Raw genomic sequence first — 14,681 nt, 5'->3', positions numbered from 1 at the left:
AGGGGCGCGTCCGGCACGGTCGGTACAGTGCGCTGTCCCACAGGCCGCACACGCCTGCTGAGCCGACACTGCTCCTCCGGTCGCACCCTTCGGAGTCTGTGGGGTGCCTCCCAACCAGGAGCACCCATGACAAGAACAATTCGTTCCGTCCTTTCCGCCACAGCCCTCTTTGCGGCCGGCGGCTTTTTCGTCCTCGGCGCACCCGTTGCCAGCGCCCAGGCGCCGGGCGCCAACCCCCGGCTGCAGAACGAACACGCCACCTGCGACGGCGTACAGCAAGACCGTGCCGCCTGCCTGCGCGAAGCCCGCGCGGCGCGCCAAGAAGCGGGCCGCAACGGCCTCACCTCCCCCAGCCTCGGCCGCGAAGACACCAATGCGCTCGCGCGCTGCCGTGAGCAGCCCGCCGGCGATCAGGCCGGTTGCGAGGCGCGCGTCAGAGGCGGCGCGCACACCACCATCGACGGCAGCGTGATGGGCGGCGGCATCATCCGCGAAACCGTCACGCCCCTGCCGGCCCAGCCCGTGCAACCGCCACGTTGAATGAACCCGGCCGAATCCGGCCTGTCCAACACACCCAGGTTTTTACCGGTCACTTCAAGGAGCCTTCCATGACAAGCAATGCGCGCTCGATGATCTTCGCCCTGCTGGCCATCAGCGGGCTGGCGGCCAGCACCATCGCCTCGGCGGCCACGCCACGGCGAGGGGAATCCGACAGCACCTACCAGCGGGAAATCGCGGTCTGCGGCCACAACCAGCAGGACCGTGCAGCCTGCATCCGCGAAGCCGGCGCCGCGCGCCAGGCCGCAGCCCGTGGCGGCCTGACCAGCGCCCCCGACTACCGTGCCAATGCCCTGTCCCGCTGCAGCCTGCAGCCGCCGTCGGACCGCTCTGCCTGCGAGGCACGCGTGCTCGGCAGCATGGGCAACACCGACAGCCGGGTCGAGGGCAGCGTGATGGGCGGCGGCGTGATCCGCGAGTCGGTCACCACGACCGTGATGCCAGCCCCCGAAGAACGACGGATGCCTGCACCCATGCGCTGATCCCGCCCGGCTGCGAGCCGAATGAGCCGCTGAAAAAGCCGCTGCGCCGGGGGACCGGGCAGCGGCCAAGGGAAAACCCGGAGCGATGGCCCCGTTTGTCACGCGACTGTCATAAAACCCGAGACGGTGCTAGCTATAGTTCTCGGTCCCCTGCCAACCGAGGAACTCTTCCCCATGAATGCCATCAAGGTCGCTCGCCGATTCATAGAAACGGACCCGGCCAACGAATCGGCCAAAATCCTGGCCCAGCTCGTGTTGGCGCTCGAGTCCGAACGCAGCTTCGAGCTGATCACGCTCTACAACCTCGACTACAAGAGCTTCCAGCTCGCGATGGACATCCTGAAGGAATGGCGGCTCGACCGCTATTACGCCAGCAAGTCCAAGCTGTTCGACCTGTCGTTGCAGGTCACTGAACTCGAAAAAAGCGTCAGCACCCCGCAAGCCTGAACAGGCTTTCTTTCTCTTCCCTCACTTCCCCCAGCGCAGCACCATCGGATCGAGCCGCTTCGCGGTTTCGATCAGGCCGGCGCGCGTGTCGGGGTGCAACGCCGGCAGCGGGTGGCGCGGCGCCTCGCAAGCGATCACACCGCCCTCCTTCATCAGAGCCTTGCAAGCCAGCAGACCCGCTTGCCGGTTCTCATAGTTGATGAGCGGCAACCACTGCTGGTAGAGCGCGAAGGCCTTGTCGCGGTCGCCCGCGCGGTGCGCCTCGATGATCGGGCGGATGCCGTCCGGGTAGCCACCGCCGGTCATTGAGCCGGTCGCACCGGCGTCGAGGTCGGGCATCAGCGTGATCGCCTCTTCGCCGTCCCACGGACCTTCGATGGCATCGCCGCCCAGACGGATCAGTTCGCGCAGCTTTGCAGCCGCACCGGCCGTTTCGATCTTGAAGTACGCGACGTGTTCGATCTCCTTCGCCATGCGCGCGAGGAACGGTGCCGACAACACCGTGCCGCTGGCCGGCGCGTCCTGAATCATGACGGGAATGCCCACCGCATCCGACAGCCGCGCATAGAACTCGAAGATCTGCGGCTCCGGCACGCGGAAGGTCGCGCCGTGGTACGGCGGCATCACCATCAACATCGCCGCGCCCATGCCCTGCGCGCGGCGGCTGCGCTCGGCACAGACCTGCGTGCTGTAGTGCGTGGTCGTCACAATCACCGGCACACGGCCCTTCACGTGTTCGAGCACCGTGCGCGTCAGCACTTCCCGCTCTTCGTCGGACAACACGAACTGCTCGGAGAAATTCGCGAGGATGCACAGGCCATCGGAGCCCGCGTCGATCATGAAATCGACGCAGCGCTTCTGGCTCTCGATGTCGAGCGCGCCCTGTTCGGTGAAAGTGGTGGGCACCACCGGGAAGATGCCTCTGTATCTGGGTGTCATGGCTTCAGTGAATCAGTGTGAGTGACGGGGAACGCCGGCGCCGCGGCAGCCGACGAGAAAGTCGAAGTCGCAGCCTTCGTCGGCTTGCAGCACATGGTTGACGTACAGTTTCTGATAGCCGCCACCGCGCGTGCTCATCGGCTGTGCATCGGTGCTGGACAACGCGGCCAGTCGCGCCGCCAGCTCTTCATCGCTGATGTCCAGGTGCAGCCGCCCCGCATCGCAATCGAGCTCGATCCAGTCGCCATCGCGCACCGCCGCCAGCGGCCCGCCATCGGCCGCCTCCGGCGCGACGTGCAGCACCACCGTGCCATAGGCCGTGCCGCTCATGCGCGCATCCGAGATGCGCACCATGTCCTTCACGCCCTGGCGCAGCAGCTTCGGCGGCAGCCCCATGTTGCCCACCTCGGCCATGCCGGGGTAGCCCTTGGGGCCGCAGTTCTTCAGCACCATCACCGAGCTGGCATCGATGTCGAGGTCTTCGTCGACGATGCGTTCCTTGTAGTGTTCGAGGTTCTCGAACACCACCGCACGGCCACGGTGCTTGAGCAGCTCGGGCGATGCAGCCGAAGGCTTGAGCACCGCGCCGCGCGGCGAGAGATTGCCGCGCAGGATGCGGATGCCGCCATCTGCTATCAGCGGGTTGTTCAGCGGACGGATCACTTCGTCGTTCAGGCTCGGCGCCTCGCGCACGTTGTCCCAGATCGAGTGGCCGTTGACGGTGAGCGCGCCAGGGTGCGGCAGCAGGCCGTTCTCGCCCAGGCGGCGCAGCACGGCAGGCAATCCACCGGCGTAATAGAACTCCTCCATCAGGAAACGGCCCGAGGGCATCAGGTCCACGATGGTCGGCGTGTGGCTGCCGATGCGCGTCCAGTCTTCCAGCTCCAGCTCGACGCCGATGCGCCCGGCAATCGCCTTCAGATGGATCACCGCATTGGTCGATCCGCCGATGGCCGCATTCACGCGGATGGCGTTCTCGAAAGCCTCGCGCGTGAGGATCTTCGACAGCGTGAGCCCTTCTTTCGCCATCGCCACCGCGCGCATGCCCGACATCTGCGCGAGCACATAGCGACGCGCATCGACCGCCGGAATGGCCGCGTTGTGCGGCAGCGAAGTACCCAGCGCCTCGGCCATGCAGGCCATGGTCGAAGCCGTGCCCATCGTGTTGCAGGTGCCTGCCGAACGCGACATGCCGCCCTCGGCCGAAAGGAACTGGTGCAGGTTGATCTCGCCCGCCTTCAGCGATTCGTGCAGTTGCCACACGGCCGTGCCCGAGCCGATGTCCTTGCCGTCGAGCTTGCCGTTGAGCATCGGCCCACCCGTTACCACGATGGCCGGGATGTCGCAGCTCGCCGCGCCCATCAGCAGCGCAGGCGTGGTCTTGTCGCAGCCCGTGAGCAGCACCACCGCATCGACCGGGTTGCCGCGAATCGCTTCTTCCACGTCCATGCTCGCGAGGTTGCGCGTGAGCATCGCGGTCGGCCGCAGGTTCGACTCGCCGTTCGAGAACACCGGAAATTCGACCGGAAATCCGCCCGCCTCCGAGATGCCGCGCTTCACGTGCTCGGCGATCTTGCGAAAGTGCGCGTTGCACGGCGTCAGCTCCGACCAAGTGTTGCAGATGCCGATGATCGGCCGGCCGTCGAACTCGTGATCCGGAATGCCCTGGTTCTTCATCCAGCTTCGGTACATGAAGCCGTTCTTGTCGGCCGAGCCGAACCATTCGGTCGAGCGCAGTTTCTTCGGAGGGGTGTCCGGCATGCGAGGTGTCCTGGGAAAGAAAAAAGAAAGTCAGCGCCGGGGTGCGCGCGAAGTGAAGAAGCGCTGCAGCAGGCAGAACACGAAAAGCAGCGCGCCGACCACGATGCGCGTCCACCACGAACTGAGCGTGCCGTCGAATGAAATCAGCGTCTGGATGATCCCGAGCATCAGCACGCCGAACAGCGTGCCCGCCACGTAGCCCACACCACCTGTGAGCAGCGTGCCGCCGATCACCACCGCAGCGATGGCGTCCAGCTCCAGCCCCACCGCATGCAGGCCGTAGCCCGAGAGCATGTAGAAGGTGAAGATCACGCCCGCCAGCGCCGAGCAGAAGCCCGAGAGCGTGTACACGCCGATCAGCGTGCGACGCACCGGCAGGCCCATCAGCATCGCCGAATGCTCGCTGCCACCGATGGCGTACACCGCGCGGCCGAAGGGCGTGCAGTGCGCGATGAACACCGCCGCGAGCAGCACCACGATGGCGATCACCGCGCTGATCGACACCGAAGCCTCGCCCCAGATCGGAATGCGGATCTGCGAGACCTCCGAATAAAACTCGTTGGTGATGCTGATCGAGTCGATGCTGATGAGGTAGCACAGCCCGCGTGCCAGGAACATGCCCGCCAGCGTGACGATGAAGGGCTGCAACCGGAAGCGCTCGATGAGCAGCCCCATGAACGCACCGAAGGCCGTGCCCATGAGCAGCACCAGCGGAATCACGATGGCCGGGCTCCAGCCGTGCTTCTCGACCAGCGAGGCCGACACCATGGTGGTCAATGCGATCACCGAGCCCACCGACAGGTCGATGCCGCCCGAGAGGATCACGAAGGTCATGCCCACGGCCACGACAATCAGGAAGGCGTTGTCGATCAGCAGATTGAGGAACACCTGCGCGGAGAAGAAGCCTTCGTAGAAGATCGAGCCGAGCGTGGCGACGAGCACGAACAGCGAGATCGTCGCCACCAACGGCAGGTACTTCGGGTTCAGCCCCTTCTTGCCTCTTCTTCCGTGCACGGAAGCAGGCTGGGACGAGGGCGCCGTATCCAACACCGCGCTCATGCCCGTCCCCCTTCATGCGCGGGCCGCTGCACCAGCGACCGAAGCTCGGCCCGAAACTCCGGCGACTGCAACAGCATCACCGCAAACACCACGCCCGCCTTCACCACGAGGTTGATCTCCGGCGGCACACCCAGCGAATAGATCGCATAGGTCAGCGTCTGGATGATCAGCGCCCCGATCACACTGCCCACGAGGCTGAAGCGCCCACCGGTCAGCGCGGTACCGCCCAGCGTGACCGCGAGGATCGCATCGAGCTCGATCAGTTGCCCCGCGTTGTTGCCGTCCGCACTCTTCACGTTGGAGCTGATCAGCAGACCGGCAACACCCGCGCAAGCACCGCAGAACGCATAGGCCCCCACCACCAGCCGCCGCGCCTGAACCCCGGCCACGCGCGCCGCCGTCGGATTGATGCCCACCGCCTGGATGAACAACCCGAGCGCAGTGCGCGTGATGGCCAGGTACAGCAGCACGAACACCGCCGCCACGATGAACAGCGAGAACGGCAGGCCCAGCAGATAGCCGCTGCCGAGGAAGAAGAAGGGCTTGTAGTAGATCGTGATGATCTGCCCATCCGCGATGAGCTGCGCGATGCCGCGCCCCGCCACCATGAGGATCAGCGTCGCGATGATCGGCTGCATGCCGACCTTGGCGACCAGCAGCCCGTTCCACAGGCCGCACAGCAGCGCGAGGGCAATGGCCGCCACGATGGCCAGCCACATCGGGAACCTGCTCACGTCGCTTGCGACCGAGCCGCCGATCATCCATGCAGCCAACGCTGCGGCAATCGCCACCACAGCGCCCACCGAGATGTCGATGCCGCGCGTCGCGATCACCAGCGTCATGCCCAGCGACACCAGCACCAGCGGTGCCGCGCGGTTCAGGATGTCGATGAGGCTGCCGTAGAGATGGCCGTCGCGCCATTCGAGGTGCAGGAAGCTGGCGTTGAACGCTGTGTTCACTGCGAGTAGCAACAGGAGCGTGACGATGGGCCATAGCAGGCGGTGTTGTCGCATTGCGGCTGCCATGTTTGTTGTTTTGGAGGCGGTCATTTCATTTGCTCCGGCGTGCATCGCGCAACGTGCGAATGAAGCCGGGCGCGCCCCTGTGCGAATGTCCCCCGCTTCGCTCCTCCTTTATTTCGCTGCGGGGAGCACCCGGTGTCATTCGCATCTGGACACGCTGCTGGTGATCGCCGATCAACCAGTGCTCTGATAACGCTCACGTCGATACGGGGCTCTTTTTCGCGAAATAAAGGAGGAGCGAAGCGGGGGACATTCGCGAAAAAGAGCACCGTGTCGGCGTGAGCACGCCCTGAACTGAACCCGTACCCGTACCCGTATCCGTACCCACGTTCAAGGCTGCGCGAAGGTGAAAGCCGCTGTGCCCCCACCCCTGCCCTCCCCCGGGAGGGGAGGGAGAAATACAGGGAGCGGGTCATGCCGTTGCCGCGATCATTTCGCAGACCTCGTCTTCGGTCGAACCGCCTGGCAACTCGCCCACTTTCTGGCGGTCGCGCAGTACCACGATGCGATGGGCCACGCGTACCACCTCGCTCATTTCCGACGAAATGAAGATCACCGCCATACCGGCCCGCGCGAGCCGCAGGATCTCTTCCATGATCTCCTGCTTCGCCGCCACGTCGATGCCGCGTGTGGGTTCGTCCAGGATCAGCAAGCGCGGCTCGGTCGCGAGCCAGCGCGCGATCATGGCCTTCTGCTGGTTGCCGCCCGAGAGAAGGCCGATGGGTGTTTCGACGCTCGCGGTCTTGATGCCGAGCGAAGTGACAAAGCGTTCGGCCAGCGCGGTCTGCTCGGCGCGTGACAGGAAATGCCGGGTCCCTAGCCGGGCCTGCAGCGCCAGCGCAATGTTTTCGCGCACAGACAACTCGGCCACGATGCCATCGGTCTTGCGCTCCTCGGGACACAGCGCCAGGCCTTCGCGGATCGCATCGGCCGGGTTCGAGAAACTCACGCTCTGCCCGTCAATCTTCAGCACGCCCCGGTCGGGCGTTTCGAGTCCGAACAGCAGGCGCGCCAGCTCGGTACGGCCCGCGCCCAACAGGCCTGCGATACCGACGACCTCGCCGGCACGCACACGCAGGTCGGTCGCCTGCAACTGCCCCGCCTGTCCCAAGCCCTCGGCTTGAAGCAAGGCCGGCGCGGCTTCATCAAAAGCAGGCAATGCGGCGGGGCGTGCCGATTGCGCCGCGAGTTCGCGCCCCAGCATCGCCGCGATCAGCGCCTGCGGCCCGAGGTCCGCCGCGCGCCACTCCCCGACCCAGTTGCCATTGCGCAGCACCGTGATGCGATCCGACACCGCGTACATCTGGTTGAGAAAGTGCGTCACGAAGACGATGGCCAGCCCTTCGCCGCGCAAACGCCGCAGCACCTCGAACAGCTTTTCCACCTCGTCATCGTCCAGGCTCGACGTCGGCTCATCGAGGATCAGCACCTTGGCCGACACACCGAGCGCGCGCGCAATCGCCACCATCTGCTGCACCGCCACCGAATAGCTCGACAGCAGACGCGTCACGTCGATGTCGAGCCCGATGCGTGCCAGCAGTTCGGCGGCGCGGCGGTTCACCGCCGCCCAGTCGATGCGAAAGCCCTGCGCCATGCCGCAGCGCGGATAGCGCCCGGCGAACACGTTCTCGGCCACCGAGAGGTTCGGGCACAGGTTCACCTCCTGGTAGACCGTGCTGATGCCCAGCTTCTGCGCCTCCAGCGGCGAGGCGGGGCGAATCGCCTTGCCGTCGAGGTACATCTCGCCACCGCTGGACGCCAGCACACCCGTGAGCACTTTGATGAGCGTGGACTTGCCCGCGCCGTTCTGCCCCATCAGCGCGTGGATCTCGCCGGGGTACAGCTTCAGTTGCACGTCGTTCAGCACCGAGATGCCGCTGAACTGCTTGTGGATGCCACGCAGTTCGAGCACGGGCGCAGGTGCGGTGCGGTCGTCGGTCATGCGCGTGCTTGCCTACTTATTCTTGTTGTAGACGTCGATGAACACCGCCGCCAGCAGCACCAGCCCCTTGATGACCTGCTGGTAGTCGATGCCGATGCCCAGGATCGACATGCCGTTGTTCATCACGCCCATGATGAAGGCACCGATCACCGCGCCCATCACGCGGCCCACGCCGCCCGAGGCCGAGGCACCGCCGATGAAGCAGGCCGCGATCACGTCGAGCTCGAAGCCCAGGCCCGCCTTGGGTGTCGCGGTGTTGAGCCGGGCCGCGAACACGAGGCCCGCCAATGCGGCCAGCGCGCCCATGTTCACGAAGGTCAGGAAGGCCAGCCGCTGCGTCTTCACGCCCGACAGCCGGGCCGCCTTCTCGTTGCCACCCAGCGCATAGATGCGCCGGCCGATGGTGGTGCGGTTGGTGACGAAGTCGTACACCACGATCAGCACCGCCATCACGATCAGCACATTGGGCAGGCCCTTGTAGGTCGACAGCAGGTAGCTGAAGAACAGGATGATCGCCGCGAAGAACAGGTTCTTCACGAGGAAGAAGGCGTAGGGCTCCGTCTCCATGCCATGCGCCGCGAGCTTGGCGCGGCCGCGCAGCTTGAAGAACACCAGCGCCGCAGCGGCCAGCACGCCGACGACCAGCGAAGTGGTGCGCAATGCTTCGCCACCCAGCGGATCGGGAATGAAGCCCGAACTCAGGCGCTGGAACTCGACCGGGAACGGCCCCACCGACTGCCCCGCCAGCAACGCCAACGTGAGCCCCTTGAATACCAGCATGCCCGCGAGCGTGACGATGAACGACGGGATCTTGCGGAACGCCACGAACCAGCCCTGCGCGGCGCCGATGAGGGCACCTGCCGCGATGCTCACGATGGCGGTCGGGATGAAGTGCCATTCGTACTCGACCATCAGCACCGCCGCCAGCGCGCCGATGAAGCCGCAGACCGAGCCCACGGAAAGATCGATATGCCCCGCCACGATCACCAGCAGCATGCCCAGCGCCATGATGACCACGTAGCTGTTCTGCAGCAGCAGGTTGGTGAGGTTCAGCGGCCGCAGCAGCGTGCCGTCGGTGAGCACCTGGAACAGCACCATGATCGCGACCAGCGAGATCAGCATGCCGTATTCGCGCAGGTTGTTCTTGAGGAACCCCGCGTGCAACCTGGGCCCCTCCGCCACGGGCACGGCGGCTTTCACCGCATTGACTTCAGGCTGCGACATGGACCGTACTCCCTGCGCTCACGATGGCGTGCATGATGCGTTCCTGCGAGGCCTCGGCAGCCGTGAATTCGGCCACGAAGCGGCCCTCGTTCATCACGTAGATGCGGTCGCACATGCCGAGCAGTTCCGGCAGTTCCGAAGAGATCATGAGAATGCCTTTGCCCTCGCTCGCGAGCCGGTCGATGATGGTGTAGATCTCGTACTTGGCGCCCACGTCGATGCCGCGCGTGGGTTCGTCCAATATCAGCAGTTCTGGCCTGGTGAAGAGCCACTTGCTCAGCACCACCTTCTGCTGGTTGCCGCCCGACAGGTTGACCACCAGTTGCTCGACGCCCGAGCAGCGGATGTTCAGCGCCTTGCGGTACTCGTTGGCCACCTTGAATTCGCGGCCGCTGTCGATCACCGACGATTGCGACACCGCATCCAGGTTGGCCAGGCTGATGTTCTTGCGGATGTCTTCCTCCAGCACCAGCCCCAGGCCCTTGCGGTCTTCCGTCACGTAGGCAATGCCGTGGTCGATGGCCTTGCGCACCGTGCCCACATCCACCGGCTTGCCGTGCATCAGCACCGTGCCGCTGATGCGCTGGCCGTAGGACTTGCCGAACACGCTCATCGCCAGTTCGGTGCGGCCCGCGCCCATGAGGCCGGCGATGCCGACGATCTCGCCCTGGCGCACGTTCAGGCTCACGCCCTTGATCTGTTCGCGGTCGGCATGCAGCGCGTGGTGCACGTGCCAGTCGCGCACCTCGAACACCGTCTGGCCGATCTTCGGTGTGCGCTGCGGGTAGCGGTGCTCCATGTCGCGCCCGACCATGCCGCGGATGATGCGGTCCTCGCTGATCGGCTGTGTGCGGCAGTCGATGGTCTCGACCGTGGCGCCGTCGCGCAGCACGGTGACCGAGTCGGCCACCTTGGCGATCTCGTTGAGCTTGTGCGAAATGAGGATCGACGCAATGCCCTGGCGCTTGAGTTCGAGCAGCAGCATCAGCAGCGCGTCGCTGTCGTTCTCGTTGAGGCTGGCGGTCGGCTCATCGAGGATCAGCAGCTTGACCTCTTTGGCGAGCGCCTTGGCAATTTCCACCAGTTGCTGCTTGCCGACGCCCAGGTCGGTCACGAGCGTGGTGGGCAATTCCTTCAGGCCCACCTTGGCCAGCAGCTCGCGCGTCTTCGCATAGGCGGCGAACCAGTCGATCACGCCACCGTTGGCGATCTCGTTGCCGAGAAACAGGTTCTCGGCGATCGACAGCAGCGGCACCAGCGCCAGCTCCTGGTGGATGATGATGATGCCGAGCTTCTCGCTGTCGGCGATGCCCTTGAAGCGCCGCACCTCGCCCTCGAAATGAATCTCGCCGGTGTACGAGTCGCACGGGTACACGCCGCTCAGCACCTTCATGAGCGTCGACTTGCCCGCGCCGTTCTCGCCGACCACCGCATGGATCTCCCCGGCGCGCACGCCGAGGTTGACGTTGCTCAGCGCCTTCACGCCAGGAAAGGTCTTGGTGATCCCCCGCATTTCGAGGATGGTGCGTTCGCCTTCTGCGCTCACTTGACCTGGCTTTCCTTGTAGTAGCCGCTGTCGATCAGCACCACTTTCCAGTTCGAGGCATCCACGCTCACCGGCTTGAGCAGGTAGGACGGCACGACCTTGATGCCGTTGTTGTAGGTCTTGGTGTCGTTCACCTCGGGCGTCTTGCCCGAGAGCATGGCGTCGGCCATGGCCACCGTCACCTTGGCCAGCTCGCGCGTGTCCTTGAAGACGGTGGAGGTCTGCTCCTTGCGCAGGATCGACTTGACCGATGGCACCTCGGCATCCTGCCCCGACACGATGGGCATCGGCTGCGAACCCGAGCCATAGCCCACGCCCTTGAGCGACGACAGGATGCCGATGGAAAGGCCGTCGTACGGCGACAGCACCGCATCGACGCGGTCCTTGGTGTAGTAGGCCGACAGCAGGTTGTCCATGCGGGCCTGCGCCACTGCGCCGTCCCAGCGCAGCGTGCCGACCTTGTCCATGCCCATCTGCTTGCTGCGCACCACCAGCTTGCCGCTCTTGATGTACGGATCGAGTACCGACATCGCGCCGTTGTAGAAGAAGAAGGCGTTGTTGTCGTCGGGCGAGCCGCCGAACAGCTCGACGTTGAACGGGCCCTTGCCGCTCTTGAGGCCCAGCGCCGCCTCGATCGACTGCGCCTGCAGCACACCCACCTGGAAGTTGTCGAAGGTGGCGTAGTAGTCGACGTTCTTCGAGCCCTTGATGAGCCGGTCGTACGCGATGACCTTCACGCCCTTGTCGGCAGCCTTCTGCAGCACGTCGGACAACGTGGTGCCGTCGATGGCCGCGATGACGAGAACCTTGGAACCCTTCGTCACCATGTTCTCGATCTGCGCGAGCTGGTTCGGAATGTCGTCGTCGGCGTACTGCAGGTCGGTCTTGTAGCCCTTTTCCTTGAAGTACTTGACCATGTTGGCGCCGTCGGCGATCCAGCGCGCCGACGACTTGGTGGGCATCGAGATGGCGATCAGGCCCTTGTCCTGCGCGTGGGCCAGCGGTGCAATGCCGACCAGCACAACGGCCAGGCCGGCCAGCGAGGCCTTGAGAAAATTGCGTTTCATGTGCGGGGCTCCTCAGTACTTGCGATTGGGAAATTCTTTGGCGGCGACTTCCATCGGGAAGATGCTCTCGACAGTCACGATGCGCTTGGGCAGCGTCTTGCCGTCCTTGATGTCCTTCACCGCCTGCATGAGCTGCGGCCCCAGCAGCGGGCTGCATTCCACCGACACGTTGAGCTTGCCGGCGATCATGGCTTCAAAGGCGCCCTTCACCCCGTCGATCGAGATGATGGTGATGTCCTTCGCCGGCTTCAGGCCCGCCTCTTCAATGGCCTGGATCGCGCCGATGGCCATGTCGTCGTTGTGCGCGAACAGCACGTTGATCTTCTTGCCGTCGGCCTTGAGGAAGGCTTCCATCACTTCCTTGCCCTTGGCGCGCGTGAAGTCGCCGGTCTGCGAGCGAATGATCTTGAACTTCGGGTCGGCCTTGATGATTTCCTCGAAGCCCTTCTTGCGGTCGATGGCCGGGGCCGAGCCCACGGTGCCTTGCAGCTCGACGATGTTCACGTCGCCCTTCTGATCCTTCATCTTCTCGGTGAGCCAGCGGCCGGCCTTGCGGCCTTCCTCGATGAAGTCCGAGCCCATGAAGGTCACGTAGAGCGAATCGTCCTTGGTGCTGACGGAGCGGTCGGTCAGCACCACCGGGATCTTGGCGGCCTTGGCTTCGCGCAGCACGGTTTCCCAGCCCGACTCGACCACAGGCGAGAAAGCGATCACGTCGACCTTCTGCGCAATGTAGGAGCGGATGGCCTTGATCTGGTTTTCCTGCTTCTGCTGCGCATCGGAGAACTTCAGCTCGATGCCGGCGTCCTTGGCGGACGACTTGATCGATTCGGTGTTGGCGGTGCGCCATTCGCTCTCGGCGCCCACTTGCGCGAAGCCGAGCACGAGTTTTTTCTGCGCGAAAACGGACACGGGCAGCATGCTGCCCAGGGCTGCGGCGGCGAGCGCGGTGTGGAGGGTGCGGCGATTCATGGTCATGGGATGTCTCCTTCTTGATGTCTCGAGGACTTGCTGTTGACTGTTGGTGTGGTGAAACGAAACCCCGTCCGGTCAGGCCAGCATGTAGCCGGTCTTCACCGTCGTGTAGAACTCCGCGGCGTGGCGCCCTTGTTCGCGCGGCCCGTAGCCCGACCCCTTGCGGCCGCCGAAGGGCACGTGGAAGTCCACCCCCGCGGTCGGCAGATTGACCATCGTCATGCCGACCACGGCATGGCGTCTGAAATGCATCGCATGCTTGAGCGAGTTGGTGCACAGGCCCGCACACAGGCCGAAGGGCGTGTCGTTGCACAGCGCCAGCGCCTCGTCGTAGTCGTCGGCGCGCAGCACACAGGCCAGCGGGCCGAAGATTTCCTCGCGCGCAATGCGGTGCTCGGGCTTCGCCAGAAAGAGCGCGGGGCTCATGTAGTGGCCGGCGGTGGCGCGTGCCAGCGCTTCGCCGCCCCACACATGCTCGGCGCCCTCTTCGCGCGCGATGTCGACCCAGGCGAGGTTCTGCGCCAGGCGTTCTTCGTCGACCACCGGACCGATGTCGACGCCGCGCTCCAGCGCGTGGCCGATCTTCAGTGTCTTCAGGCGCTGGCGCAGCTTCGCCACGAAGGCATCGTGCACCGCAGCTTCGACGATGAGCCGGCTCGACGCGGTGCAGCGCTGGCCGTTGGAAAAGTAGGCGCCCTGCACCGCGCAATCGACGGCGCGGTCGAGGTCGGCGTCGGCCAGCACCACCAGCGCGTTCTTGCCGCCCATCTCCAGTTGCACCTTGGCGCGGCGCGTGGCGGCAGCCTGCAGGATGCGCTCGCCATTGGCGGCGGAGCCGGTGAAGCTCAGCGCATCGACCAGCGCGCTGTCGACCAGCGCCTGCCCGGCTTCGCGCCCGCTGCCCATCACGAGGTTGAACACGCCGGCGGGCAAGGCCGCGCGGCTGATGATGTCCGTGAGCGCCCAGCCGCAGGCCGGCACCAGTTCGGCCGGCTTGAAGACCACGCTGTTGCCATGCGCGAGCGCCGCCGCGATCTTGGACGCCGGCACCGCGAAGGGCGTGTTCCACGGCGTGATGAGGCCCACCACGCCGACCGGCTCGCGCGTCACGTCGACCTGCACGCCGGCGCGCACCGAGGCCACGTTCTCGCCACCGCCGCCACGCAGCGCCTCGCCGGCGAAGAACTTGAAGATCTGGCCCGCGCGCGCGGCCTCGGCCACCGCTTCGGGCAGCGTCTTGCCCACCTCGCGCGCCAGCAGCAGGCCCAGCTCGTCCTTGCGGGCGAGCAGTTCGGCGCCGATGCGGTCGAGCACGTCGGCGCGCCGCTGCGGCGTGCTGTGGCTCCAGTGCGGAAAGGCTTCGGTGGCGGCGCGGATCGCGGTCTCCACCTGGCGGCGGTCGGCGCGTGCGTACTCGGCGACGACCTCGGTGGTGTCCGATGGATTGGTGCTCACACCGGTGGTTGCGCTGGTTTCCCAGCGGCCGTTGATGTACTGCCGCACGTTCTGATGGATCTCGCCATGAATCACCGGGCGCCGACCTTGTCTCTTGGATGTGGGGTGCGGGCAGTCTAGGAACAGAATCGATATCGATCCAATCGTTTTTTAGACAAAATGCATATCGATCGCCGGATTCTGGAAAACCCGATCAGCCCTTAG

General features: G+C 65.2%; 13 protein-coding genes. 3 read left to right on the top strand and 10 right to left on the bottom strand.

Annotated elements, in window-relative coordinates; translation table 11 throughout:
- Positions 1-126 precede the first annotated feature (126 nt).
- The 3 genes from H7F35_RS17620 (at position 127) to H7F35_RS17610 (ending at position 1,487) form a co-directional block, all read left to right on the top strand.
- Positions 127-540, top strand: a complete 414-nt coding sequence (locus H7F35_RS17620; RefSeq protein ID WP_187107907.1) for a hypothetical protein — start codon at positions 127-129, stop codon at positions 538-540.
- 68 nt (positions 541-608) lie between these two features.
- Positions 609-1,040 (top strand): hypothetical protein, encoded by a 432-nt coding sequence (locus H7F35_RS17615; RefSeq protein WP_187107906.1) that lies wholly within the window; start codon positions 609-611, stop codon positions 1,038-1,040.
- A gap of 174 nt (positions 1,041-1,214) precedes the next feature.
- The gene (locus H7F35_RS17610) at positions 1,215-1,487 is read left to right on the top strand and encodes a hypothetical protein (protein WP_187107905.1); all 273 of its coding nucleotides are present in this window, start codon (positions 1,215-1,217) and stop codon (positions 1,485-1,487) included.
- A gap of 21 nt (positions 1,488-1,508) precedes the next feature.
- On the opposite strand, the gene H7F35_RS17605 is transcribed toward H7F35_RS17610, so the two are convergent.
- From H7F35_RS17605 to H7F35_RS17560, 10 genes are all read right to left on the bottom strand, one after another.
- A complete protein-coding gene (locus H7F35_RS17605) occupies positions 1,509-2,426 on the bottom strand; it encodes a dihydrodipicolinate synthase family protein (protein WP_187107904.1) in 918 nt (305 codons plus the stop codon).
- 12 nt (positions 2,427-2,438) lie between these two features.
- A complete protein-coding gene (locus H7F35_RS17600; RefSeq protein ID WP_187107903.1) occupies positions 2,439-4,187 on the bottom strand; it encodes an IlvD/Edd family dehydratase in 1,749 nt (582 codons plus the stop codon).
- A 30-nt stretch (positions 4,188-4,217) separates the two neighbouring features.
- Positions 4,218-5,246 (bottom strand): galactofuranose ABC transporter, permease protein YjfF, encoded by a 1,029-nt coding sequence (gene yjfF / locus H7F35_RS17595; RefSeq protein ID WP_187107902.1) that lies wholly within the window; start codon positions 5,244-5,246, stop codon positions 4,218-4,220.
- A complete protein-coding gene (locus H7F35_RS17590) occupies positions 5,243-6,271 on the bottom strand; it encodes an ABC transporter permease (protein WP_410010720.1) in 1,029 nt (342 codons plus the stop codon). Before H7F35_RS17590 ends, yjfF begins: the two co-directional genes overlap by 4 nt.
- 409 nt (positions 6,272-6,680) lie before the next feature.
- Positions 6,681-8,210, bottom strand: a complete 1,530-nt coding sequence (locus tag H7F35_RS17585; RefSeq protein WP_187107900.1) for a sugar ABC transporter ATP-binding protein — start codon at positions 8,208-8,210, stop codon at positions 6,681-6,683.
- Positions 8,211-8,222: 12 nt separating this feature from the next.
- Positions 8,223-9,434 carry a multiple monosaccharide ABC transporter permease gene (gene mmsB, locus H7F35_RS17580; RefSeq protein ID WP_187107899.1) on the bottom strand — a complete coding sequence of 404 codons (1,212 nt, stop codon included), beginning with the start codon at positions 9,432-9,434 and terminating at the stop codon, positions 8,223-8,225.
- Positions 9,421-10,947, bottom strand: coding sequence for a multiple monosaccharide ABC transporter ATP-binding protein (gene mmsA, locus H7F35_RS17575; RefSeq protein WP_187114318.1), 1,527 nt, complete (start codon positions 10,945-10,947; stop codon positions 9,421-9,423). Before mmsA ends, mmsB begins: the two co-directional genes overlap by 14 nt.
- A 29-nt stretch (positions 10,948-10,976) precedes the next feature.
- Positions 10,977-12,047 (bottom strand): multiple monosaccharide ABC transporter substrate-binding protein, encoded by a 1,071-nt coding sequence (chvE, locus tag H7F35_RS17570; RefSeq protein ID WP_187107898.1) that lies wholly within the window; start codon positions 12,045-12,047, stop codon positions 10,977-10,979.
- Between the two features lie 12 nt (positions 12,048-12,059).
- Entirely contained in the window at positions 12,060-13,025 is a 966-nt protein-coding gene (locus tag H7F35_RS17565; RefSeq protein WP_261803259.1) for an ABC transporter substrate-binding protein, read from the bottom strand.
- A gap of 72 nt (positions 13,026-13,097) precedes the next feature.
- Positions 13,098-14,552 (bottom strand): aldehyde dehydrogenase family protein, encoded by a 1,455-nt coding sequence (locus H7F35_RS17560; RefSeq protein WP_187107897.1) that lies wholly within the window; start codon positions 14,550-14,552, stop codon positions 13,098-13,100.
- Positions 14,553-14,681 lie beyond the last annotated feature (129 nt).

It is taken from the genome of Variovorax sp. PAMC26660 (genome assembly GCF_014302995.1).
Classification (GTDB): Bacteria; Pseudomonadota; Gammaproteobacteria; order Burkholderiales; family Burkholderiaceae_C; genus Variovorax.
Note: the sequence above shows the minus strand (reverse complement) of the source record. Positions and strands in the feature narration are given on the sequence as shown.